Origin of the sequence: Labrys neptuniae (assembly GCF_040797145.1) — a bacterium.
Taxonomy (GTDB): domain Bacteria; phylum Pseudomonadota; class Alphaproteobacteria; order Rhizobiales; family Labraceae; genus Labrys; species Labrys neptuniae.
Map to the genome: position 1 here is coordinate 51,197 of NZ_JBFNQD010000009.1, position 22,916 is coordinate 74,112.

A 22,916-nucleotide genomic window follows, 5' to 3' on the forward strand; every position below is an offset into this window, starting at 1 on the left:
CGGCCTCAGGCCGCGCCGGCGTCGGCACGGCGGATGATGCCGCGCGCGACGGCGATGTCGCCCGCCAGGGGGCGGTCGTCGCGATAGGGGGGCAGGGCCGTGCGCACGTCGCGGTAGAAGGCATCGGTGCCGGGGGCCTTGGCAAGGTCTTCGGCCTGCAGGTCATAGGCCTGGGCATCGGCGAGGAGTTCGATCGCCAGGATGTGCTCGGCATTGTCGAGAATCTGCAGCGCCTTGAGAGCAGCCGGTGTGGCGTGGCTGAGATGGTCCTCCTGCAGGCCCGAGGTGATGCCGCCATCCAGGCTGGCGGGGCTCGCCAGGCGCCGGTTGAGCGCTACCAGCGAGGTGGCGGTATATTGGGCGATCATGAAGCCCGAGGAGACCCCGCTGCCTACGGCGAGGAAGGCCGGCAGATCGCTGACATGCGGATTGACGAGGCGGTCGATCCGCCGCTCCGCCATTGCCGCGAGCTCGGCCACCGCAATGGCGAGCGTATCCATGGCGAGCGCGATGCCGGGCGCCACGGCATGCGCCTCCGAATAAACCTCGGGCGCTTCGGGCGTGCCCAGCACGGCCGGATTGTCGGTGACGGAAGCCAGTTCCCGGTCGATGGTCGAACCGATCTCGGCCAGCGCGTCGCGTACCGCGCCATGGACATGCGGCACGGCCCGCAGGCTGAGCGGGTCCTGGGTCTGGCGCCCGGCCGCGGCGGCGAGGATGGCGCTGCCGTCGAGCAAGGCGCGCAGATGCCGTCCCGTTGCCTGCATGCCCACGGAGATGCGCAGGGCGAGCGAGGTCTCGTCGAAGGCCCGGGGCTGGCTGCGCAGGTTCTCGAAGCTCATGGCGGCGGTGACGTCGGCCCAGTCGACCAGCCTTTCGCTGCGGGCCAGAGCGAGCGCGGCGAGGCCGGTGACGCAGGGCGAGCCGTTGACCAGGCTCAAGCCCTCCTTGGCCTCCAGCACCAATGGCGTGCGCCCGATGCGGGCCAGCGCCTCGCTGCCCGTCAGTCTTTGCCCGTCGAGCACGGCGTGGCCTTCGCCGATCAAGACCAGGGCGATATGGGCCATGTGGCTGAGATAGCCGACCGAACCGAGCGAAGGCACTTCGGGCAGGCAGTCATGCGCCAGCAGGACCAGCATCTGCTCGACGACCTCGGGCCTGACGCCGGAACGGCCATGGGCGTAGTTGTTGATGGCCGCGGCAATGATCGCACGCGTCTCGGTCTTGCCGACAGGAGCCCCGACGCCGACAGCATGGCTCATCAGGATGTTGCGCGACAAGTGCCGCTGCTGCGGCCGGTCGACGATGACGTTGGCAAGGCCGCCGACGCCGGTGTTCACGCCATAAGCGAGGATGCCACGCTCGACGATCGCATCGACGATGGCCCGGGCATAGGAGAGGCGCTGCCAGGCAGCTTCGGAAAGGGCGAGTTCCGCTCCTTCGGCGATGGCGGCGATTTCTCGCCAGGTGAGGGGGCGGTCAAGGATGATGGACATGGGGAAACCAGGACGAGGAGGAGTATCGGGATAGAGAAATTGAGGCCGAGGTTGCACAGCCCCTCACCTGCCGTCGCGCCAGATCGTCAATGATGCTGGCTGGAGATGAACTGCTTGAAACGCTCCGACTTCGTCTCCTTGAACAATTCATCGGGCGAGCCGTCCGCCTCCACCTCGCCCTTGTGCAGGAACATCACGCGGTTGGAGACGTTGCGGGCGAACCCCATCTCGTGGGTGACCACCAGCATGGTGCGGCCTTCCTCGGCGAGGCCGCGCATCACGCGAAGGACTTCGCCGACCAGTTCCGGGTCGAGCGCCGAGGTCGGCTCGTCGAACAGCATTACCTTGGGCTTCATCGCCAGGGCCCGGGCAATGGCGGCGCGCTGCTGCTGGCCGCCCGACATGTGCGAGGGGTAGTAATTGCGACGCTCGGCGAGGCCGACGCGCTCCAGCAGGGCCTCGGCCTCGGCGATGCACTCGGCCTTGGGGCGGCCCAGCACATGCACCGGGCCTTCGATCAGGTTCTGCAGAACCGTCATGTGCGACCAGAGATTGAAGCTCTGGAACACCATGCCGAGTTCGGAGCGGATGCGATCCACCTGCTTGCCGTTGGTCGGCTCGAGGTGACCTTTCTTGCCGCGGCGCATCTCGACCTTCTCGCCGGCGACGACGATCTCGCCGTCATCGGGGGTCTCGAGCAGGTTGATGCAGCGCAGGAAGGTGCTCTTGCCCGAGCCCGAGGCGCCGAGAATGGAGATCACGTCGCCCTGGTGGGCATCGAGCGAAATGCCCTTGAGCACTTCATGATCGCCGAAGCTCTTGCGGATGTTCTTGACGCTGAGAGCGATTTCGCTGGAAGCGGCCATGGCGTTTCCTTTCAGCCGACGATGGTGCGCGGTGTCTGCGCGCTCGGCGGCATGAAGCGCAGATGGGGGGAGAGGACACGCTCGGCCCGGCCGAGCAGGAAGATGATGACATAGCTCAGGGCGATGTAGACCAGGCCTGCCAGCGCCAGGACAGGCACGTCGAGCAAGGCCTGGCGGCCGATCTTCTGGGCGATGCCGGTCATCTCGACCACGCCGATCAGTCCGGCCAGCGAGGTCGATTTCAAGGTCAGGATCACCTCGGTCGAATAGGCCGGCAGGGCCTGGCGCAGGGCGATCGGCGCGATGATGCGGTAGAGCAGCTTGAAGCCGGACATGCCGATGGCACGCGCCGCCTCGATCTCCTTGGTCGAGACGGCCAGCAGGCCGCCGCGCAGGATTTCCGCCTGATAGGCAGCGGTGCAGAGCGCCATCACGAACACCGCCGAGGCGATGCGGTTCTTCAACACCAGCCAGAACCAGGATTCCTTCATAAACTGGAACTGGGCCAGGCCGTAGAAGATCAGGAAGATCTGGATCAGCAGCGGCGTGCCGCGAAAGATGAAGATGTAGGTCTTGGCGATACCGGACAGCAGCCCGTTGCTGCTCATACGCATCCACAGCACGATCAGGGCGAAGACCAGGCCGAGCAGGACGGAGAAGATGAAGAGCAACAACGTCGTCGGCAGGACGGCGAGGATCTTGCTGAGGGCTTCGAGGGCGAAATCAAGAGTCATGGCGGCACCTACGATCCCACGGGACGGCGGAAGCTCTTGGCTACCCGCCGTTCGCCGGCACTAAAGATCTGGGTCGAGAAGGTCGTCAGGATGAGATAGAGGCAGGCGGCCACGGTGTAGAACAGGAAGGGCTGGCGGGTCGATCCGTTCGCCTTGTTGGCGGCGTTCATGATCTCGACCAGGCCGGTGACGGAGATCAAAGCGGAGTCCTTGACGCTGAGCTGGAAGACGTTGCCGAGGCCGGGAATGGCAAAGCGCATGATCTGCGGCGCGATGATGCGGCGAAAACGCATGAAGCGCGGCATGCCGATGGCGCGGCCCGCCTCGATCTCGCCCTTGGCGATGGCGGTGAAGGCGCCGCGGAAGACTTCCGCCTGGTAGGCGGCGGAGATCAGGCCGACGCCGAGCGCGCCGGCCAGGAAGCTGTTGATCGTGGTACTGTTGCCGATGCCGAGCGCACCCAGCGAATTGCCGATCACATCGACCACACGGCCGAAATAGACCATGTAGATGATCAGCAGTTCCGGGGCTCCGCGCAGCACCACCGTATAGACATTGCCGACCAGGGTAGCCGGCATGTTGCCGGCAATCTTGGCCCAGGCGACCAGGGCGCCGACGACGGCGCCGATCAGCATCGCCGCGACGGTGACGGCCAGCGTCATTCCCGCGCCGCCGAGGAGATAGAGCCCCCAACCTGTCTCGCCGAAGCCGAGCGTGGCAACCAGATAGGAGATCTTGTCGGATAGGCTGGTGATCACGTCCACAATGCGGCTCTCCTCTCGGGGTAGGCCAGTGAGACATAGGCGATGGCGGCTCGCCGCGGCCGCTGTGGTGGCAGGGCCGGCAGTGTCGTCCCTTCAGTCCGCGGCCGGAGCTGGCCGGCCCGCGGACTGAGGCCGAAGACTTACGAGCCCTTGACGGGGGTCACGTCCAGCTTGAACCATTTCAGGCTGAGCTTCTTGACGGTGCCGTCGGCGATGGCGCTGCCGATCGCCTTGTCCCACATTTCGCGCAGATCGTTGTCCGACTGGCGGAAAGCCGGGCCGATGCCCTCGCCCCAGATCGGACCGGCAATCTGAGCACCGACGAGGGTCATCTGCTCATTGCCCGATTTGGCGAAGGCGGAGGTGAAATAGGTGTCGTCGTCGAAGCCGACATCGATACGCCCGCCCGTGATGTCGAGGTCGCGTTCGCCCGAGGTCTTGTATTCGGTGATGGTGGCGATGTCCTTGAAGTTCTCTTCGACGAATTTGGTGTAGACGGTGGCGGTCTGGATGCCGATGGTCTTGCCCTTCAGGGCTTCGCGCATCTTCTCGACCGTGCTCTTGTCATGGCCGGCCTCGCCCGTCAGCGTCACCGTGGTGCCGGTGCCGTCCATCTTGGCGAGGTCGCCGGTCTTCAGGCCGGCAAAACCCGCCGGGGTCTGGGCGTAGGGCTGCGAGAAGGCGACCTGCTTCTTGCGGTCGTCGGTGATCGACATCGCATCCATGATCATGTCGAACTTGCCGCCGTTCAGGCCGGCGATCATGCCGTCCCAGTCCTGCGCGATGAATTTGCACTCGATCTTCATGCGCCCGCACAGATCCTTGGCGAGGTCGATCTCGAAGCCGTCCATGCTGCCGTCGGGCTTGGTCAGGTTCCAGGGCTCATAGGCGCCTTCCAGGGCGATCGTGACCGTCTTCCATTCCTTGGCCACCGCCGGCATGGCCGTCAGGGCGGTCAGCGCCAGCAGCGCCGAGGAGATCAGGTACTTCTTCATTGTCGGTTCCCCTTTTGGGTTTTGGCCGCCCGGTCTTCCGGTCCGGCTTCATTCTGGATCGCCCTTGCAGTGCCTCAATCGGTCTTGTGCCGCTTGCTTGAGGCGCGATCCGGGCGGACCATGGTCCCCCGCCCGGATGCCAGCGCGGTCAGCGCTTTCGGACTTGCCTGACTCAGGACTTGGTCTGAGGCGACATGTCCGTCTTGAACCATTTCATGCTGAGCTTCTTGATCGTGCCGTCGGCAAGGGCTTCGCCGATCGCCTTGTCGAACATGTCGCGCAGTTCCGGATCGGATTTGCGGAAGGCCGGGCCGATGCCTTCGCTCCACACCGCGCCGGTGATTTCGGGACCGGCCAGCATCATTTCCGAGTGATCGGGGCGAGACAGCACCGAGTAATAGAAGGTGACGTCGCCGACGGTGGCGTCGACGCGGCCGGCAGAGAGGTCGAGATCGGCCTCACCCACGGTCTTGTATTCGGTGATGGTGGCCACGTCCTTGAAGTTCTTGGCCAGCCATTCGGCATAGTTGGTGGCAACCTGCACGCCGATGGTCTTGCCCTTCACGGCATCGCGCAGGGCGTCGACCGTCGGCTTGTCATGCGCGGCATCGCCCGTCAGCGTCACGATGGTGCCGGTGCCGGCGAGCTTGGCGAGGTCGTTGGACTTCAGCGTGGCGAAACCGGCGCGTTCGCCGGCATAGGGACGCGAGAAATCGATCTGCTTCTTGCGTTCCTCGGTGATCGACATGCCGTCCATGATCACGTCGAACTTGCCGGCATTGAGGCTCGGGATCATGCCGTCCCAATCCTGGGCAATGAACTTGCACTCGACCTTGATGCGTCCGCAGATATCCTTGGCGAGGTCGATCTCGAAGCCGTCCATGGTGCCGTCGGGCTTGGTCAGGTTCCAGGGCTCATAGGCGCCCTCCAGGCCGATGGTGACGGTCTTCCACTCCTTGGCCTGGGCGGCCGGAACGCTCATCAGCGTCGCCAGCGCCAGGATGGCGGTGGAAATGAGGGTCTTCTTCATCATCAATTCCCCTATGTTGACAGCAACCCGCGCGCCTCAATGGCGGGCCAGGTTTCTGATCGCGGTCTTGAAGGCCGCATTGATGATGTCGTCCTGGTCGTGACGCCCGTTGCGGATACGCCACTGCCCCTCAACCATGACGTCACGCACCGTACGGTCGCCAAGCGCGAACAGCCAGCGATCGACAATAGCGTCATCCTTGGCGCTGTCCATGAAAGCATCGTCGCCGTCGAGGACGACCAGGCTGGCGAGCTTTCCGGGGGCAATGGCGCCGATGGGCTGGCCGAGGGCCTGGGCACCGCCGGCGAGGGCCGCATCGTATATGTCGCGCCCGACCGAGCGATGCGGGCCATTGGCGAGGCGGTTGCGTTTTTCGTCGCGCAGGCGCTGCGAATATTCGAGCGTGCGCAGCTCGTCGACGACGCTGGGGGAGACATGGCTGTCGGTGCCGATGCCGAACCGCCCGCTCTGGGCGCGATAGGCGACCGCGTCGAAGATGCCGTCGCCGAGATTGGCTTCCGTCGCCGGGCAGAGGCCCGCAATGGCGCCGCTCGCCGCCATGCGCTGGAGCTCGGACGGATCGGCATGGGTGGCGTGGATCAGGCACCAGCGTTCGTCGACAGGCATATGGTCGAACAGCCACTGCATCGGGCGCTTGCCGCTCCAGGCCAGGCTGTCGTCGACTTCCTTCTGCTGCTCGGCGATGTGGATGTGCAGCGGCCCTGTCTTGAGCAGGCTCGCCATCAGCGTGTTCATCTCCTCCGGCGTCGCCGCGCGCAGCGAATGGAAGGCGTAGCCGAGCGTTGCACCCTGTGCGGCACAGGCCGGGGCGAGCTCCGCCATCAGGCGCTGGAAGCCGTCGATATCGTGGATGAAGCGGCGCTGGCCTTCATGGGGAGCAACGCCGCCGAAATTGGCATGGGCGTAGAAGACGGGCAGCAGCGTCATGCCGATGCCGCTGGTCCTGGCCGCGGCCAGGATGCGCTTGGCCATCTCGGCGCGGTCGGCGAAGAGGGCGCCGTCCTTGTCGTGATGCAGATAGTGGAATTCGGCGATCGAGCCGAAGCCGGCCTTGAGCAGATCGACATAGAGCCGGGTGGCGATCGCCTCGGCGTCCTCGGGCGTGATCTGGCCGACGGTGCGGTACATTTCCTCGCGCCAGGTCCAGAAGCTGTCGCTGCCCGCGCCGGACACTTCCGCAAGGCCGGACATGGCACGCTGGAAGGCGTGGGAATGCAGGTTGGGCATGGCAGGTAGCACCGGGCCGGCGGCGATCTCGGCGCCATCTGGGGCGACATCGGGGGTTACGGCGCCGATCCGGCCTGAAGCATCGATCTCGATGCGCACATTCCGGGCCCAGCCATCGGGCAGCAGGGCCTGGCTGGCGTACAGGCTGTGGTTGCTCTGGAGTTGTGGGCGGAAATCGGGCATGTTTGTGTACCGACGAGTTCGCAACTTGTATGTATAAGTTTTATACATAATTTTGCGATCGTGGCAAGTGCCGTATGAAGCGGTGAGTCGATTTTTGAGGAATGACGTCGTCATGAGCATGCCGCCGGACAGGAAGCCGGAGCCCGCCATACCCGCCACGCCGCTCTATGCCGAGGTAAAGCAGCACATCCTCGCGCGGGTGCGCAGCGGCGAGTGGCCGCCGGATCATCGCATCCCTTCCGAAAGCGAATTGGTCGAGCAACTCGGGGTCAGTCGCATGACGGTGAACCGGGCCTTGCGCGAGCTCAGCCTCGAAGGCGTGCTGGTGCGCATGCAGGGCAGGGGCTCCTTCGTCGCGGGCGGCAACAGCCATTCGGACGTGTTCGCCGTCACCAATATCGCCGAGGAGATCCGCGGTCGCGGCCACGACTACAGCGCGCAGGTGCTGCTGCTCGATACGTTGAAGGCGACGCCGGATATCGCCGATTTGCTCGAATTGCCGATCGGAAGCCCGGTTTTTCACTCGATTATCGTGCATTGCGACAATGAAGTGCCGATCCAGCTCGAGGATCGTTTCGTCAATCCCACGGTGGCGCCGGATTATCTCGATCACGATTTCTCCAAGGTGACGCCCAATGAAGTGCTCAGTGCGATGGTGCCGTGGAGCGAGGCGGAGCATCGCATCGAGGCGGTGCTGCCGCAGGCCTGGGAATGCAAGCTGCTGGCGATCTCGCGGGCCGATCCCTGCCTACTGATCCGTCGCCGCACCTTCGCGACCGGATGGGTGGGGGCGCCTGCCCCGGAGGCGGGCGGTGACGGGGAGGCCGTGCAGCATGTCGTCACCGCGGTGCGCCTGCTGTTGCCGGGCGGGCGCTATCGCATCGAGAACAGGCGGCATTCCAACCGCGTGGGGTAAATGTTCTGAACGGCTCAGCGGTCCTTGACAGTGGGGCCAATTTGCTGCTAACTTGTATATACAAGCAACAAGAGGTCATGTACATGCTCAGCAATGCCCGTTTCCGCGATGTCGAGATCCGCGCCCCGCGTGGCACCCAGCTCAATGCCAAGAGCTGGTTGACCGAAGCGCCGCTGCGCATGCTCATGAACAATCTCGATCCCGACGTCGCCGAGAACCCCAAGGAACTGGTGGTCTATGGCGGCATCGGCCGCGCCGCGCGCGACTGGGAGTGCTTCGACACCATCGTGCGCGAGTTGAAGAACCTCAACAATGACGAGACGCTGCTGGTGCAGTCCGGCAAGCCGGTCGGCGTGTTCAAGACCCATGCCGACGCCCCGCGCGTCCTCATCGCCAACTCCAACCTGGTGCCGCATTGGGCGACCTGGGAGAAGTTCAACCAGCTCGATGCCGAAGGCCTGATGATGTATGGCCAGATGACGGCCGGCTCCTGGATCTATATCGGCTCGCAGGGCATCGTGCAGGGCACCTATGAGACCTTCGTCGAAGCCGGCCGCCAGCATTATGGCGGCGACCTCGCCGGTCGCTGGGTGCTCACCGCCGGTCTCGGCGGCATGGGCGGCGCCCAGCCGTTGGCCGCGACCCTCGCCGGCGCCGTCTCGCTCAACATCGAATGCCAGCAGCAGAGCATCGATTTCCGCCTGCGCACCCGCTATGTCGACAAGCAGGCCAAGGATCTCGACGACGCGCTTGCGCTGATCAAGCATCATTGCGACCGCAAGGAAGCCGTCTCGATCGCCCTGCTCGGCAATGCCGCCGAGATCCTGCCCGAACTGGTGCGCCGCGGCGTCCGCCCGGACATGGTCACCGACCAGACCTCCGCCCATGACCCGCTGAACGGCTATCTGCCGATCGGCTGGACCTGGGAAGAATACAAGGAGCGCGCCCGCACCGAGCCGGCCCATGTCGTCGCCGAGGCCAAGAAGTCGATGGCGGTGCATGTGCGGGCCATGCTCGACTTCCAGAAGATGGGCGTGCCCACCTTCGACTACGGCAACAATATCCGCCAGATGGCCAAGGAAGTCGGCGTCGACAACGCCTTCGACTTCCCGGGCTTTGTGCCGGCCTATATCCGCCCGCTGTTCTGCCGCGGCATCGGCCCCTTCCGCTGGGCGGCCCTGTCGGGTGATCCGGCCGACATCGCCAAGACCGACGCCAAGGTCAAGGAACTGATCCCGGACGACAAGCACCTGCACAACTGGCTCGACATGGCCGCCGAGCGCATCGCCTTCCAGGGGCTGCCCGCCCGCATCTGCTGGGTCGGCCTCGGCCAGCGCCACCGCCTCGGCCTCGCCTTCAACGAGATGGTGCGCACCGGCGAACTCTCCGCTCCCGTCGTCATCGGCCGCGACCATCTCGATAGCGGCTCGGTCGCCTCGCCCAACCGCGAGACGGAATCCATGCGCGACGGCTCGGACGCCGTGTCCGACTGGCCACTGCTCAACGCCCTGCTCAACTGCGCCTCGGGCGCGACCTGGGTGTCGCTGCATCATGGCGGCGGCGTCGGCATGGGCTATTCGCAGCATTCAGGCATGGTCATCGTCTGCGACGGCAGCGAGGACGCTGACCGCCGCCTGGCCCGCGTGCTGGTCAACGATCCCGGCACCGGCGTGATGCGCCATGCCGACGCCGGCTACGACATTGCCATCGACTGGGCCAAGCAGCAGGGCATGAACCTGCCGATGCTGAACAAGTAAGGCAGCGTGCCGGCATCGTGCCGGAAAAGCGACCATGGCCAGCCGGTATCGGTTGGCTGCAAGGCGGGTCCTCGGGCCCGCCTTTTTCGTGCCCGGAAGGGTGTCTTCCTTCGTTGCGCGGAGACTTCGGTTTACCGTCTGGTGCAAGGCGAGGTTGCATCATGCCGCTGCTGCATTGTGACTTTTCAGTAACAAGGAGGCTAAAAAGAGGCATATTTCGGACGCGTGGCAAGAATTTCTATTGTCGATCTGGCCTGGTTGGTTCAGATTCGAACCGTAAATTTTTTAATTTCGTACTTTTGCTTCTGTTGCCGATACGATTTTAATCCGAAGACCTTCTGTCTTTTGTCGAGCGGCAGATGTTTTCTTGGAGGAAATCATGGTGAAAAAATCATTTATTTTAGGGACTGTGGCCGCTCTTACCAGTTTTGCGGCCGCCCACGCGGCGGATCTTCCCATGACCAAGGGCGAGGCCGTCGAATATGTGAAGGTCTGCACGGCCTTTGGACCTGGCTTCTTCTATATTCCCGGCAGCGACACCTGCCTGCGCATCGGCAGCGAGTTCCGCATAGACTATCGCGTCTATGGTGGCGGCAAGTTCAATCGCGACGACAACCGCACCGCCTTCAATGCCCAGGCCCGTGTCTGGTTCGATGCCCGCACCGAGACCGAATATGGCTTGCTGCGCTCCTATTTCCAGATCAACGCGGACAGCAACACCGCCACGCGGGTCAACGGCACGGAGCAGCGCAACCGCTTCACCATCGACAAGGCCTTCATCCAGTTCGGCGGCCTGACGGCCGGTTATGCGCATTCCTTCTTCGGCTTCTACGACAACGACTATGGCAACACCATCTTCGGCCCCTATTACGCCCAGTCGAACACGGTGAACCTCATCGCCTACACGGCACAGTTCGGCGGCGGCTTCTCGGCCACCCTGTCGGTCGAAGATGGCCGCGATCACCGCCAGAACGACGTGTTCGCCTATCAGGGCGGCCAGCAGGTGCCGGATGTCGTCGGCGTCCTCAGGCTCGACCAGGAATGGGGTACGGTGGCGCTCCAGGCGGCGGCCCACCAGTTCCGCAGTGCCTCGCGCTACGACAATGGTACGCCGGACGATCCCACCGATGATGTCGCGCTGCGGCACCAGAACAAATGGGGCTATGCGATCGGCGGCGATGTGCTGATCAAGATCCCGCAGCTCCAGGATGGCCATCTGGTGATCGAAGGCCAATATGCCGATGGCGCGCTGGACTATCTCGGCGCCGACAACCTCTATGCCCTCCGCTCGCAGGACTTCTACTACCGCAATGGCTTTTCGAGGCTCGAAGCCGGCAAGGGCTGGTCTGTTACGGCCGAACTGGGCGGCAATTTCACGCCGCAATGGGGCTTCAACATCGTACCGAGCTATATCGACACACGCTATGACGGTGCCGGCAGCAATGGCCAGGACCTGAAGGCCAAGGAATATGCCATCACCGGCAACCTGACCTACATGATCGTCAAGGGCCTGTCGGTGACGGGCGAGGTCTCCTACATCCGCTCGGAGTTCGATCGCGAGCTCGGCAACGAGACCTTTGCCGACAACCGGCCGAAGGAGAAGCTCAACTCGGTGGTCGGCGGCATCCGTATCAAGCGAATGTTCTGAGGGCGCTGCTGCAAATCGACACCAGCTCGGTTCGGTATCTGAGAAAAGGGGGCTTTGCGGCCCCCCTTTCGTTGTTCGCAAGGTCATTTGTCGGTGTGAGGCTTCAGCCGTTCGCCGAGACGCAGGTCGTCTCTGTCGTGACATCGTCGCGAGGCGTTTCTCGGCGCCCGAGGAAGACGAAGACCACGATGGCGGTGACCACGGTGATGGCGGCGAGCAGCAGGAGCAGCGTGGCGAACGCATCGCCATAGGCCTGGATCAGGGCGGGACGGGCAAGCTGCGGCAGCGCGCCGGCAGCGCCGGCTACGTCGCCCGTCACCAGCTTCTGGGCGCCCTCCCGGACATGCTCGCCGGCAAGATGGCCTGATATCAGGGCCGAGAGCAGGGCGCTGACGACGGCAAGCGCCACGCCTTCGCCAGCGACGCGGACCGTGGAGAAGATACCGGTCGCCATGCCGGCCCGTTCGCTCGGCACCACGGAGACGGCGAGGCCGTCCATCAGACCCCAGGGCAGGCTGATGCCGATGCCGATCACCGCCATGGGCGCGAGCATGGCGTTGACGTCGCCACCGACCGGCATGAAGCTCAGCCAGGCAAGCCCGGAAGCGCAGACCAGCAGGCCGAGGCTCGAGATCACGGCCGGTGCAATCCAGCGCGAAAGCCAGCCGGCCAGGAGCGGCAGAACCAGCAGCGGGGCGGACAGGGCCATCATCATCAGGCCCGCGGCCACCCCGCCGACGCCCTCGATACCGACAAAACGGATCGGCAGCAGGATCAGCAGCACCACGAAGGCATAGGCCGGCGCGGCCGCCAGCAATTGCACGCCGACGAAGCGACCATAGCGGAACAGGCTGAGGTCGAGCATCGGGCGGGGCGAATTGAGCTCGATGCGCACGAACAGCACCATCAGGGCGAGGGCGCCGACGAGCAGGGCGACGACGAGCGGGTCGCTCCAGCCGCTTTCGGGGGCCTGCAGCACGCCATAGGTGAACAGGGTCAAGGCGAGGGTGAAGCTGGTCGCGCCCGGCCAATCCAGTCCGCGGGCCTGAGGATCGCGGGATTCCCTGAGCACGACGACGCCGATGACGAAGGAGGCCGATGTCAGCGCGACGACGGCCAGAAAGATGCTGGGCCAGCCGAAGGTCTCGCTCATCAGGCCCGAACTGATCGGGCCGAAGGAAAGGCCGGCACCGAAGCTGGCACCGACCACGCTGAAGGCGCGCATGCGCGCGCTGCCGGAGAATTCCTGCGCCAGGGCGGCCATGCCGCCCGCAAAGGCAGCGGCAGCGGCAAGTCCCTGGAGCGCACGCAGGAGATCGAAGACCAGGATGGAGTGCGCTCCCACCAAAGCCAGCGAGGCCAGGGCGAAGCCGGCGACGCCGGTGAGGAAAACGCGCTTGCGGCCGAAGCTGTCCGACAGGGCGCCGGCGGCCATCAAGGTGCTGCCGAAGGTCAGCATGAAGGCATTGGTCACCCAGTTCAGGGCAACCGGGCTGCCGCCCAATGTCTCGGCGATGGCGGTCAGCGCCACCGCCGGTCCGGTGAAGGTGAGGGGCATGGCGATGGCGGCGAGGCAGACGGATAGCAGGATGAGCGCCTTGTGGGCCGCGCTCGGAGCCAAGGTTCGGTCTGTCATGAAATCGATGCTCAAAATATGGGTGGCAGGTCGCCGGCCAGAGCGGGATGCTCGGTAGGGCGGTTTGCCCTGGCGAAATGGCTTGACCCGTTGCGAGCAATCTATTCTTGCCGCATTATTAGAGAAATAGGGGCTTTGTTCCGAAGATAACGGAATAAAATTCCGTAATGGTGGAGAGCCTATGGACAGGAGCGGCAATCTCACCGCCTTCGTGCGCACGGCGGATCTCGGCAGTTTCGCCGCCGCCGGGCGGGTGCTCGGCCTTTCGGCCTCGGCCGTCGGCAAGGCTGTCGCCAAGCTGGAGCAGGATCTCGGCGTCCGCTTGTTCCAGCGCACCACCCGCACCATCCGCCTCACCGAGGAAGGGCGCCTGTTCCACGAACGCTGTCGCCGCATCCTCGACGATCTCGACGACGCCTGGGCTATCGTGGCGGGTTCGCGCGACGCTCCGCGAGGACGGCTGCGGGTGTCGACGCCGGTCGTCACCTACCACATCCTCATGCCCCTGATGCCGGAGTTCACAGCGCTCTATCCGGAGATCGAGCTCGACTTCGATTTCAACGACCGGTTGGTCGACCTGGTGGAGGAAGGGGTCGATGTCGCCATCCGCAGCGGCGATCTGCCGGATTCCCGGCTGATGTCGCGGGTGTTCTGCTCTTTCCGCCAGATGTTGTTCGCTTCGCCCGCTTATCTCGAGCGTCACGGCACGCCGCAGAAGCTGCGCGATCTCGATGGCCATCTCGCCATCCGCTACCGCTTTCTCAACAGCGGCAGGATGCTGGAATGGCCCTTGATCCTGCCGCCGGACGAGCCCGAACCGCGCACGCGCATCATCTTCACCTGCAACAATATGGAAGCCATGCGCGGCGCCACGCTCGGCGGGCTCGGCATCGGCGTCATGCCGGACTTCCTGGTGCGCGATGCCGTCGAGGCCGGAACATTGCGGACCGTGCTGCCGGATCACGTCGGCGGGCCGCGAAACTTCAACATGATCTGGCCGTCCAACCGGCATCTCTCGCCGAAGGTTCGCGTCTTCGTGGACTTCATGCAGGCCCGGCTCAGCGGGGTGTGAGCAAAAGTTCGCGGTAAAAAATAACGGTCTTGTCGGATCGGCAGGTCTTCCTTCGTCCTTGGGGCATCAGGCCGCGAAGAGGCCTCGGAGGAGAACGTCATGTCCAAGATTTCGCCGTGCCTGTGGTTTGCGGGAGAGGCCGAGGAGGCCGCCAATTTCTATGTGTCGCTGCTGCCGGATTCGCGCATCGACCATGTGCAGCGCAACGTCGCCGATGGTCCGGGCGGCAAGGCCGGCACGGTGCTGATGGTCCGCTTCACCTTGGCGGGCGAGAGCTATCTCGCCCTCAATGGCGGCGAAAAATGCGACTATAATCACGCCGTCTCCTTCCACATCGACTGCGCCGACCAGGCCGAGATCGACCGGCTGTGGGCGACGCTGGGCGAGAAGGGCGAACTGATCCATTGCGGCTGGCTCAAGGACCGCTATGGCGTGCACTGGCAGATCGTGCCCTCGATCCTGCCCACGCTGCTGGCCGATCCCGACCAGGCCAAGGCGCAGCGCGCCATGGCCGCCGTGCTCGGGGCGATCAAGTTCGACATCGCGGCGCTGCAGAAGGCCTATGAAGGGGTGTGAGACCGGGTGCATAACCCAGGTTGCATGACGGTAACGTTTCCTGGGACCGCCAGCATCTTGCTGGCTCTTGGAGGGGCGGCCTGTGCAGGCGAAAAAGCCAGCAGGATGCTGGCGGTCCCAGGGGTAGTCCTGAACTCGCCGTGCCGGTCAGCGCCTTGGAGATCTGGTGTTAGCGGGCGGCGATTGCGGTTCCCCGCATGGGCTGGTGCGAAGGTGTCCGGCACGCGGCCGCCTTGCCTGGATTGGAGGCTGCAACGCCCGCAACATGGCCGGGTGCCGGTGGCGGTTCCAGCGGCAAATCGGCCAGTTCCCGCAGGGACATGGCCTGCAGGCTGGGATGGTCGAGCGGCTCCAGGCTGCGGGCTGGCGTCAGCGGCTTGTGTGTCCAGTGCTGCTTAAGGGGCTTGAGTATCCTGGCAGTCAGCATGTTGACGATATCCTTGAATTACTGCCGCCGAATCTCCGATAAAGGGGGCGGAAAAAAAATGGAGTTTTGCGCGGGCATGCTATAGAAAAACTATATGGAAAGCCTGCTGCGATATCAGCTCGGCGCTCTCAGGGCGGTCGAGGCTGCCGGACGCCTGGGCTCGATGGCGAAGGCCGCCGAAGAGCTTGGCGTCACCGTGGGCGCCGTCAGCCAGCAGGTGCTCAAGGCCGAGCAGCGATTGGGCCGGCCGATCTTCACGCGCGGGCCGAAGGGGCTCGTGCCGACACCGCTCGGTCAATCCCTGCTCGCGGGCCTCACCCGCGGTTTCCGGGAGATCTCGCAGGCATTGACCACGGCCGAGGCGCGGGCCGAGCATGTGCTGACGGTGACGGTCGCGCCGGTTCTCGCCGCCAAATGGCTGGTGCCGCGCCTGCATCGCTTCCATGAGGCGCATCCGGGCCTGCAGCTGCGCATCGATGCCTCGGTCGAGCGGGTGGATTTCGATACCTCGGACGTCGATGTCGGCGTGCGCGTCGGCGCCGGGCCCTGGCCGGGCGTGCGGGCCGATTACCTCATGGATCAGAGCCTGTTCCCGCTCTGCTCGCCCGCACTTGCGGCTGGTATTCGGGACATCGAGGACCTGGTCAGGTTGCCGGCCATCATCGACTACAATTCGCCCGAGAGCTGGCCGATCTGGTTGGCCGCCTATGGCAAGTCGGACCTGTCGCTCGCGGCCGGTCCGGCCTTTTCGGATGCGGCGCTCTGCCTGGATGCAGCGATCGCCGGCCAGGGCGTCTCGATCGGTTGGCAGACCCTGGCCCAGGATGCGCTGCGCGACGGGCGCCTGGTCGCGCCTTTCCCGCGCCCGGTTCAAACCGGCTTGGCCTATTGGCTGGTGAGTTCGGCGCGGCGCAAGCCTTCAGCCAAGGTAAAGGCTTTCGAGACCTGGCTGCGAGCGGAGCTGGCCGATGTCGGGGCCGGGCCTCCTGGAGCAAAGCGTGTTCAGGACTGAACGCTTTTTTGCTCTTGCCCTTTGTTTCGACGCGTCTTTGCGATTCCAGACGACTCCGTCAAATCGCAAAACGCTATAGCGAGGCGCCGAGATAGGCCAGCGTCGCCGCTGCGCCGAGAGCGGTGCGGACGGCGTGCAGCCAGCCCCAGCGCAGGATGAGCCGGCGCGTCTGCGCGCCCGCCTCATTGTTCGGCGTTGCCTCCAGGAGCCGGTTGGTCGGCATGATGCCCAAGAGCGTATAGGGCCAGTTCGCCAGCATCAGCACCGCCCCTACCAGCCAGAGCCAACTGCCGGCGAGCCAGGCGGTGGCGATGCCGGCAAGACCGGAGGCAACGGCGAGGCTGGCCTGCATGGCAAGGCCGCGCGCATAGCTCGGCTTCCATTGCGCCAGCAGGGAGGCGTCGTCGAGGGCGAGCCGAGCCGGCTGCTCGGCGATGTTGATATAGAAGGCTGCGCCGGCGAAGAGGGCTGCGAGGATGAGGGCAATCTGACCGATCAGCATGGATCTGCTCCAATTTGACAATATGTTGTCGAATTGGATATATATTGTCAATGAATGAATCGAATCCCGCCCTGGTCGGCGAAGGCGTCACGGCCCTCATCCTCGAAGTCTTCCGCCTGAACGGACGCCTGCTCGCGGCCGGCGACCGGCTGGTGGCCGGGCTGGGCCTGAGCAGTGCGCGCTGGCAGGTGCTGGGCGCCATTGCGCTGGCCGGTACCCCGCAGCCCGTGGCCCATCTTGCCCGTTCCATGGGGCTCAACCGACAGGGCGTGCAGCGTATCGTCAACGAACTGGCGGACGAGGACATTCTCGCCTTCCGCGACAATCCCCATCATCGCCGGGCCAAATTGGTGGTGATGACGGCAAAGGGGAGGGCTGCCTATGAAGCCGCGAACCAACTGCAGAAGCCCTGGGTGGACGCCCTTTCGCGGGGATTGGCAGTTGAAGACGTGACGGCTTGCCTGCGCCTGATCGAAACCCTGCGTGTTCGGTTGGAAGCAGAGGCCGATCCGGAGTAGCGGAGGGGCCACGGGATGGCGACGAGAAGTGGCAGGCATCCGATGCGCTGCGGCGACAAGGATGGCGAAACATATGCTCTACCGTTGAGCTACGGGCCCAAAGGGCGTGTCGTCGGTTATGGTTTCGGGTTTGACGGGCGCGATTTTGACCGAGGAGAAGGAGGGTGAGGACGCAAGCCTTTCGGCTTGCTACGATACCCGACGTGCTCATCGGTCAAAAGCGCCCCGCCGCTGAAGGCGGTGAGGTGAAAAATGGCCATCTGCAGCGTCGCTTCGCTTGCCAAGACGCAAGTCTTGGCAGCGCTAGCTCCTCCCATCTAGCCATTTTTGACCTCATCAGACTCCAAACCGTAACCGGCGACACGCCCTTTTGGTGGACCCGACGGGACTCGAACCCGCATCACGTGGGGAATAGCCATGTAGTTCCGCCGGCATTCGCCGCAACGTTCCAAATCAGGCCGGGCAGGCGCGGCGACGAAAGGTGATGAAACTTCTACACCCGCGCGGGACCTTTCGGCCTGGCGCAAGGCTCTGGGTTCGAACCAGGAGGACCATGTAGTTCCATCGGCATTCGCCGCTCTGCTCGGTGTCGTCAAAGGGCCACGGCGACGAAGGTGATGAGAACGGGCTCCCGATAACGGTGAGTCGGGTGCAGTTCGCCGCTGCAGCGCCCCGGTGTTGCTGTATTCCCATCGGCATTCGCCGTGACGTGTCGAAATTCCTTTCAGTCGAGTGCGGCGACGAGGTTCGAGGGGGACGATTGCTGAGCTACCGCTTGCGCGGGGCGCCATCGAAAACGCCGACCTCCCCTTCGGATGAAAGGGCGCTCTAACCTGTAGTCCCGCCGGCATTCGCCGCTGATTGCAAAGAGCCATGATCGAGCCACGGCGACGAGAGTGATGAAACATCCTGCTCTATCCACTGAGCTACAGGCCTTGCGGCCTGGCGGGAATTGAACCCGCGACCTGGAGCGTGAAGGCTGTAGTTCCATCGGCATTCGCCGTGTCCGTATGAAATCTCCTGATGATAAGCGCCACGGCAACAAGAATGACGAAACGTTACCGCCTTGCGGCGGTCCGTGCTCTAACCATCTGAGCTATGCAGCTTGCGCCGCAGCGGGATTCGAACCCGCGACCCCGGGATTCAAAGTCTGTAGTTCCGTCGGCATTTGCCGTGCCTTTGGTTCCGGCCGGCAGCATGAAGCCGCCGGCTGGAAATCGTGTCGTATCAGAGCTCGATCTTCTCGATCTCGTCGACCCAATGCTCGGCGCCCATCTCGCCCTTGGTGAAGGCCGCGATGGTGTCGAACACCGCATCCGAGAAGCCGCCGATGTTCATCACATCGGCGCGCTCCTGCGCCTGGGTGGTCGTGTAGGGCTGGATGTCCAGGCAGACGAGCTTGGCACCGGGGTTGCTGGTCTTCACCCGCTCCCACTGCTTCATCATCTGCGTGGCCTCGCCGCCCCGGCGCGCATCGATCCAGGACTGGTTGTCCGAGACGAAGATCACCAGATCCACCTTGGCCTTCTCGTTCGCCAGCTTCTCCAGCGGCGCCGAGCAGTTTGTGCCGCCACCACCGATGGAGGCGAGCTTGCGGGCATTGGTCATCACCGTGTCGCGCGGCTCGAGGTCCACGCGGACCACGGTCTGCTCGAACGGGATCACCCGGGCCGACGGATTGGCCCGGAGCACCGAAGCCGCCACCAGGCCGGCCACGTCGATGCAGCGCACCTGCGTGGTCGCGCCCGGACGATAGCCGGTGACCGGCGAGGACATCGAACCCGACACGTCCGGGCAGACGACCACGCGGCCCTCGATCGCGAGCACGTTGGCGACCGCGGTTTCCATCGCATCGTGCAGCGCCTCGCGCACGACGGGCGGGATGTCCTGCCCGGCCTGCGCATAGGCCATCATCAGCTGATACGGGAACACCCGTGCCCGCTTGATGGCCTCGCGGTCGGCAAGCCGCGCGGCAAGCTTCTCGGCGAAACCCTCCACCTCGAACACGCCGTGGCGCGCGAAGGTGGCGAGATTCATCCGCAGCATCTGCCAGCCGGCCTTGTCGGCGATGGCTACCCAGTGCTGCCGGGTGAGCGGCAGCGCCGTCAGCATCTGGAACGGCACCGCCGGTACCGGCAGCGTCGGATCCTGCTTGAAGGCCTCGAACGCCCGGGCGATGTCAGGCAGCGCCTCCACATCGTAGGGTCGCCCGATCAACCAGGCATAGAGCGCCTCGCGCGCCTTGTCGGCGGGCTTGGGGTGGACCATCTTGATTACATCCGCGAGCGAGGGCGCGTTGCCGACGCTGGCGCGCATGATCTCGATGTCCGAGGCGGTCTCGAGCCAGGCCTGGACCAGCTTCTTCGGCCGGGTCCCCAGGGACTTACGGCCGACAGCGCCCGAACGCATGACCTGCACGAAATTGCGCAGCATCTTGCCATTATCGACCACGCGCGGGAACGCCTTGGCGAAATCGCCCGTCTGCAGCATCGAGAGATAGGCGAGCAGCAAGGCCGGCATATCCTTCATGTGGCCGCGCTGGCGGGCATAGATCGCCGCCTTGGCGATGAACGCGCTCTCCACCTCGCAGACCACCTTGAGCGTCTCGTCGAGCTGCGCCGTGGCGCTCGCATAGAAGGTGCGGTTCAGCGTGCCGGTGACGGCGAGCTGGGCCAGCGCGTGGCGCGGGGTGAACTCATAGGCCGGGGCACCGTGCTTGTTGGCGGTATTGGTCTTCGGCAGCATCTTCCCCACAAAGGAGGCAAACAGCGACTTATTTGCCATGGCAATCATCCTCGTTTGTTACGGGGATCTGATTGCAGGGAGCGTGCCAGGTTGAGGGTGTGTGTGAAATTATTTTATAAGATATTGATTTTGAACGGTAAAAAAAATCCAGCGAGCCTGGTGGGAATTTCTTGAACGGAAGGCTTGAGTTCAAAATTTAGATTTTTCGATAATAAAATATCCCATGATATAGATTACGGGGCGATGGGTCGTTCCTGGGATCGCAGGCTTCCAGCCTGCTCTTTCCTGAAAACACTGCGTTTCCAAGAGCAGGCTGGAAGCCTGCGATCCCAGGGGAGTCTCTATGAAAAAGCGTGTTGCCATCGGTTTTCTCGGCGTCAGCCTCGACAGCGGCAAGCGCGACAAGCGTTGGGAGCGCTGGCGGCCGACCGTGGCGCTCTGCCAGCAGGGCGATCTGCCGATCGACCGCCTCGAACTGATCCACGACATCAGGGCGACGTCGCTGGCCGAGCGGATCGTGGGCGACATCGCGGTGATCTCGCCGGGCACGCAAGTGGTCAGGCACATCATGAATCTCGCCGATGCCTGGGATTTCCAGGAGGTCTATGGCGCCCTCTACGATTTCGCCAGGGCCTATCCCTTCGATGTCGAGGAAGAGGATTATCTCGTCAACATCACCACCGGCACCCATGTCGCCCAGATCTGCTGGTTCCTCTTGACCGAGGCCCATTACGTGCCCGGCAAACTGATTCAGCTTTCGCCGCCCAAGCGCCAGGGCGAAGGCGTTGCCGGTTCCTATTCGATCGTGGATCTCGATCTCTCGCGCTACGATGCCATCGCCAGCCGTTTCAGGGCGGAGACGCATGAGGCGACCTCCTTCCTCAAATCCGGCATTCCGACCCGCAACACCGCCTTCAATGCCATGATCGACCAGATCGAGCGAGTGGCGATGCGCTCCCGCGCGCCGGTGCTGCTGACCGGGCCGACCGGGGCCGGCAAGTCGCTGCTGGCCCGCCGCATCTTCGAGCTCAAGCAGGCGCGGCGCCAGCTCACGGGCGATTTCGTCGAGGTCAACTGCGCGACCTTGCGCGGCGACCATACGATGTCGGCCCTGTTCGGCCATGTCCGCGGTGCCTTCACCGGCGCTCAGACCGACAGGGCCGGGCTCCTGCGGGCGGCCGATGGCGGATTGCTGTTCATGGACGAGATCGGCGAGCTCGGCCTCGACGAGCAGGCCATGATCCTCCGGGCCATCGAGGAGAAGCGCTTTCTGCCGGTCGGCGCCGACAAGGAGGCGGCCAGCGATTTCCAGCTGATCGCCGGCACCAATCGCGACCTGTCGGTGGATGTGCGTTCGGGCAAGTTCCGCGAGGACCTGCTGGCGCGCCTCAACCTGTGGACCTTCGAATTGCCGGGCCTGGCCGCGCGCCGCGAGGACATCGAGCCCAATCTCGACTTCGAGCTCACCCGCTATGCCGAGCGCGAGGGGGAAAACATCGCCTTCAACCGCGAAGCCCGCACCCGCTACCTCAGCTTCGCCACTGCGCCGGAAGCGCGCTGGACCGCCAACTTCCGCGATCTCTCAGCTTCAGTCACCCGCATGGCGACCCTGGCACCCGGCGGGCGCATCACCGAGGATGGGGTTGCCGAGGAAATCGCCCGCCTCGTCAGGCACTGGCGAGCCGGCGACGTCGAGGGGGCGGACAGGCTGCTCGCCGATTTCCTCGGCGAGGAGCGTGTTGCCGGCATCGACCGTTTCGACCAGGTGCAGCTGGCCGAGGTGATCCGTGTTTGCCGCGCCAGTTCGTCCCTCAGTGCGGCCGGACGGGTGCTGTTCGCGGCATCGCGCCAAGCCAAGGCCAGCTCGAACGATGCCGATCGCCTGCGCAAATATCTGACGCGCTTCGAGCTGGATTGGGAGGCGGTGAGGCAGGGCTGAGTGCCGCTGCCATCCGGCAAGCAATGTACTTATTTGCTGGCTATTTAAATCCAGGGCAAATGCCCAGGTGTGAACGCTTATTTGCTCCAACTCTTTGGCGGGACGCGTCTTTGCGATTCTTGGTGATTCCGGGAAATACCAAAACGCCATGGGACTGCAGTTGCATAGAGGAACGCTGGATAGGCTGACACTCCAAATCCCTTCGTGCGAAAAACGCGACTGTCGTGTTAGGCCGCTGGGCGCGCGCGCCGGGTTCTGCTTGAGAGAGCGGCGGTGATCAGCGTGGCGGCCGCCTTGCCGGCAGCCTCCATATAGTCGGGGTCGCGATGCAGCAGGACGACGGCAAAGCTGCCGTCGAGCAGCAGCACGACCTGCCGAGCCAGCAGGGCCGCGTCGCCGAGCCCTCCATTTTCCAGTTCGAGCCGCAGCCAGGCTTCGAAGCTCTTCTTATGGGCAGCTCCGATCTTGATGGCGGGGTGCCCCGGCAGGTCGGCAAGTTCGGCGGCGGTGCGCAGGAAGCCACAACCCTTCCAGCGCGGATGACGGGCTGCCACGGCGAGGTTGCGGAAGATCGCCTCGATCTTGGCCGCGATATCCCCCTGCGCCTCCCCGAACCAGCGCCGGAACAGGGCGAGGTTGGGCTGGTCGCGGGCCGCCAGATAGGCGGCGATCAGGTCGTCCTTGCTGGTGAAATGATAATAGAGCGTACGCTTGGTGACACCGGCCTTGGCGGCAACCGCGTCGACGCCGACATTGCGGATGCCCTTGTCGTAGAACAGGCGCGCTGCCGCCGAAACGATACGCTCGCGCGTGGTGGTCGCAGGCTCGGACATGGCTTGCCCTCAATGTATA

The 22,916-nt window shown here is 64.3% G+C and carries 20 protein-coding genes; 8 read left to right on the top strand and 12 right to left on the bottom strand.

Going from position 1 to position 22,916, the window contains the following annotated elements; all coding sequences use genetic code 11:
• Positions 1–5 precede the first annotated feature (5 nt).
• The 7 genes from ABXS05_RS22980 to ABXS05_RS23010 all read right to left on the bottom strand — a co-directional run bounded on the left by ABXS05_RS22980 (position 6) and on the right by ABXS05_RS23010 (position 7,316).
• Positions 6–1,496, bottom strand: coding sequence for an HAL/PAL/TAL family ammonia-lyase (locus ABXS05_RS22980; protein WP_367625508.1), 1,491 nt, complete (start codon positions 1,494–1,496; stop codon positions 6–8).
• Positions 1,497–1,582: 86 nt separating this feature from the next.
• Positions 1,583–2,362, bottom strand: coding sequence for an ABC transporter ATP-binding protein (locus ABXS05_RS22985; RefSeq protein WP_068293909.1), 780 nt, complete (start codon positions 2,360–2,362; stop codon positions 1,583–1,585).
• A gap of 11 nt (positions 2,363–2,373) precedes the next feature.
• The gene (locus ABXS05_RS22990; RefSeq protein WP_311938549.1) at positions 2,374–3,096 is read right to left on the bottom strand and encodes an ABC transporter permease; all 723 of its coding nucleotides are present in this window, start codon (positions 3,094–3,096) and stop codon (positions 2,374–2,376) included.
• An 8-nt stretch (positions 3,097–3,104) separates the two neighbouring features.
• Entirely contained in the window at positions 3,105–3,851 is a 747-nt protein-coding gene (locus ABXS05_RS22995; protein ID WP_311938616.1) for an ABC transporter permease, read from the bottom strand.
• Positions 3,852–4,000: 149 nt separating this feature from the next.
• The gene (locus ABXS05_RS23000) at positions 4,001–4,855 is read right to left on the bottom strand and encodes a transporter substrate-binding domain-containing protein (RefSeq protein WP_311938551.1); all 855 of its coding nucleotides are present in this window, start codon (positions 4,853–4,855) and stop codon (positions 4,001–4,003) included.
• Positions 4,856–5,027: 172 nt separating this feature from the next.
• Positions 5,028–5,885 (bottom strand): transporter substrate-binding domain-containing protein, encoded by an 858-nt coding sequence (locus ABXS05_RS23005; protein WP_367625509.1) that lies wholly within the window; start codon positions 5,883–5,885, stop codon positions 5,028–5,030.
• A 36-nt stretch (positions 5,886–5,921) separates the two neighbouring features.
• A complete protein-coding gene (locus ABXS05_RS23010) occupies positions 5,922–7,316 on the bottom strand; it encodes a formimidoylglutamate deiminase (RefSeq protein WP_367625510.1) in 1,395 nt (464 codons plus the stop codon).
• A 112-nt stretch (positions 7,317–7,428) separates the two neighbouring features.
• Between ABXS05_RS23010 and hutC the strand changes: the two genes are divergently transcribed.
• From hutC to ABXS05_RS23025, 3 genes are all read left to right on the top strand, one after another.
• A complete protein-coding gene (gene hutC, locus ABXS05_RS23015) occupies positions 7,429–8,232 on the top strand; it encodes a histidine utilization transcriptional repressor HutC (protein ID WP_367625511.1) in 804 nt (267 codons plus the stop codon).
• A gap of 83 nt (positions 8,233–8,315) precedes the next feature.
• Entirely contained in the window at positions 8,316–9,989 is a 1,674-nt protein-coding gene (hutU, locus tag ABXS05_RS23020; RefSeq protein ID WP_311938558.1) for a urocanate hydratase, read from the top strand.
• Between the two features lie 457 nt (positions 9,990–10,446).
• A complete protein-coding gene (locus ABXS05_RS23025; RefSeq protein ID WP_311938560.1) occupies positions 10,447–11,637 on the top strand; it encodes a porin in 1,191 nt (396 codons plus the stop codon).
• Between the two features lie 103 nt (positions 11,638–11,740).
• On the opposite strand, the gene ABXS05_RS23030 is transcribed toward ABXS05_RS23025, so the two are convergent.
• A complete protein-coding gene (locus tag ABXS05_RS23030) occupies positions 11,741–13,273 on the bottom strand; it encodes an MFS transporter (RefSeq protein WP_367625512.1) in 1,533 nt (510 codons plus the stop codon).
• A gap of 181 nt (positions 13,274–13,454) precedes the next feature.
• On the opposite strand from ABXS05_RS23030, the gene ABXS05_RS23035 reads away from it, so the two are divergent.
• The gene (locus ABXS05_RS23035; protein WP_367625513.1) at positions 13,455–14,345 is read left to right on the top strand and encodes a LysR family transcriptional regulator; all 891 of its coding nucleotides are present in this window, start codon (positions 13,455–13,457) and stop codon (positions 14,343–14,345) included.
• Positions 14,346–14,444: 99 nt separating this feature from the next.
• Entirely contained in the window at positions 14,445–14,921 is a 477-nt protein-coding gene (locus tag ABXS05_RS23040; protein ID WP_367625514.1) for a VOC family protein, read from the top strand.
• Positions 14,922–15,090: 169 nt separating this feature from the next.
• Here the strand turns inward: ABXS05_RS23040 and ABXS05_RS23045 are convergent, their stop codons facing one another.
• A complete protein-coding gene (locus ABXS05_RS23045) occupies positions 15,091–15,348 on the bottom strand; it encodes a hypothetical protein (protein WP_367625515.1) in 258 nt (85 codons plus the stop codon).
• A gap of 94 nt (positions 15,349–15,442) precedes the next feature.
• On the opposite strand from ABXS05_RS23045, the gene ABXS05_RS23050 reads away from it, so the two are divergent.
• Positions 15,443–16,360, top strand: a complete 918-nt coding sequence (locus tag ABXS05_RS23050) for a LysR substrate-binding domain-containing protein (protein WP_367625516.1) — start codon at positions 15,443–15,445, stop codon at positions 16,358–16,360.
• A 73-nt stretch (positions 16,361–16,433) separates the two neighbouring features.
• On the opposite strand, the gene ABXS05_RS23055 is transcribed toward ABXS05_RS23050, so the two are convergent.
• Positions 16,434–16,862 carry an anthrone oxygenase family protein gene (locus ABXS05_RS23055; RefSeq protein WP_367625517.1) on the bottom strand — a complete coding sequence of 143 codons (429 nt, stop codon included), beginning with the start codon at positions 16,860–16,862 and terminating at the stop codon, positions 16,434–16,436.
• Positions 16,863–16,912: 50 nt separating this feature from the next.
• Here ABXS05_RS23055 and ABXS05_RS23060 point away from each other — a divergent pair, with 50 nt between their 5' ends.
• Positions 16,913–17,380 (top strand): MarR family winged helix-turn-helix transcriptional regulator, encoded by a 468-nt coding sequence (locus ABXS05_RS23060; RefSeq protein ID WP_311938570.1) that lies wholly within the window; start codon positions 16,913–16,915, stop codon positions 17,378–17,380.
• A 1,227-nt stretch (positions 17,381–18,607) separates the two neighbouring features.
• On the opposite strand, the gene ABXS05_RS23065 is transcribed toward ABXS05_RS23060, so the two are convergent.
• The gene (locus ABXS05_RS23065) at positions 18,608–20,164 is read right to left on the bottom strand and encodes a vWA domain-containing protein (RefSeq protein WP_367625518.1); all 1,557 of its coding nucleotides are present in this window, start codon (positions 20,162–20,164) and stop codon (positions 18,608–18,610) included.
• A gap of 304 nt (positions 20,165–20,468) precedes the next feature.
• Here ABXS05_RS23065 and rtcR point away from each other — a divergent pair, with 304 nt between their 5' ends.
• A complete protein-coding gene (gene rtcR / locus ABXS05_RS23070) occupies positions 20,469–22,064 on the top strand; it encodes an RNA repair transcriptional activator RtcR (RefSeq protein WP_367625519.1) in 1,596 nt (531 codons plus the stop codon).
• Positions 22,065–22,291: 227 nt separating this feature from the next.
• On the opposite strand, the gene ABXS05_RS23075 is transcribed toward rtcR, so the two are convergent.
• Positions 22,292–22,897: a TetR/AcrR family transcriptional regulator gene (locus ABXS05_RS23075; RefSeq protein WP_367625520.1), complete on the bottom strand. Its 606-nt coding sequence runs from the start codon at positions 22,895–22,897 to the stop codon at positions 22,292–22,294.
• Positions 22,898–22,916: the final 19 nt, after the last annotated feature.

Bases quoted from the DNA above. Each gene is read 5' to 3' on its own strand.
- ABXS05_RS23045 (WP_367625515.1), bottom strand. From the start codon at position 15,348: ATGCTGACTGCCAGGATACTCAAGCCCCTTAAGCAGCACTGGACACAC.
- rtcR (WP_367625519.1), top strand. From the start codon at position 20,469: ATGAAAAAGCGTGTTGCCATCGGTTTTCTCGGCGTCAGCCTCGACAGC.
- ABXS05_RS22985 (WP_068293909.1), bottom strand. From the start codon at position 2,362: ATGGCCGCTTCCAGCGAAATCGCTCTCAGCGTCAAGAACATCCGCAAG.
- ABXS05_RS23000 (WP_311938551.1), bottom strand. From the start codon at position 4,855: ATGAAGAAGTACCTGATCTCCTCGGCGCTGCTGGCGCTGACCGCCCTG.
- ABXS05_RS23010 (WP_367625510.1), bottom strand. From the start codon at position 7,316: ATGCCCGATTTCCGCCCACAACTCCAGAGCAACCACAGCCTGTACGCC.
- ABXS05_RS23065 (WP_367625518.1), bottom strand. From the start codon at position 20,164: ATGGCAAATAAGTCGCTGTTTGCCTCCTTTGTGGGGAAGATGCTGCCG.
- hutC (WP_367625511.1), top strand. From the start codon at position 7,429: ATGAGCATGCCGCCGGACAGGAAGCCGGAGCCCGCCATACCCGCCACG.
- ABXS05_RS23035 (WP_367625513.1), top strand. From the start codon at position 13,455: ATGGACAGGAGCGGCAATCTCACCGCCTTCGTGCGCACGGCGGATCTC.
- ABXS05_RS23030 (WP_367625512.1), bottom strand. From the start codon at position 13,273: ATGACAGACCGAACCTTGGCTCCGAGCGCGGCCCACAAGGCGCTCATC.
- ABXS05_RS22990 (WP_311938549.1), bottom strand. From the start codon at position 3,096: ATGACTCTTGATTTCGCCCTCGAAGCCCTCAGCAAGATCCTCGCCGTC.
- ABXS05_RS23050 (WP_367625516.1), top strand. From the start codon at position 15,443: ATGGAAAGCCTGCTGCGATATCAGCTCGGCGCTCTCAGGGCGGTCGAG.
- ABXS05_RS22980 (WP_367625508.1), bottom strand. From the start codon at position 1,496: ATGTCCATCATCCTTGACCGCCCCCTCACCTGGCGAGAAATCGCCGCC.
- ABXS05_RS23055 (WP_367625517.1), bottom strand. From the start codon at position 16,862: ATGCTGATCGGTCAGATTGCCCTCATCCTCGCAGCCCTCTTCGCCGGC.
- ABXS05_RS23060 (WP_311938570.1), top strand. From the start codon at position 16,913: ATGAATGAATCGAATCCCGCCCTGGTCGGCGAAGGCGTCACGGCCCTC.
- ABXS05_RS23025 (WP_311938560.1), top strand. From the start codon at position 10,447: ATGACCAAGGGCGAGGCCGTCGAATATGTGAAGGTCTGCACGGCCTTT.
- ABXS05_RS23005 (WP_367625509.1), bottom strand. From the start codon at position 5,885: ATGAAGAAGACCCTCATTTCCACCGCCATCCTGGCGCTGGCGACGCTG.
- ABXS05_RS23075 (WP_367625520.1), bottom strand. From the start codon at position 22,897: ATGTCCGAGCCTGCGACCACCACGCGCGAGCGTATCGTTTCGGCGGCA.
- ABXS05_RS23040 (WP_367625514.1), top strand. From the start codon at position 14,445: ATGTCCAAGATTTCGCCGTGCCTGTGGTTTGCGGGAGAGGCCGAGGAG.
- hutU (WP_311938558.1), top strand. From the start codon at position 8,316: ATGCTCAGCAATGCCCGTTTCCGCGATGTCGAGATCCGCGCCCCGCGT.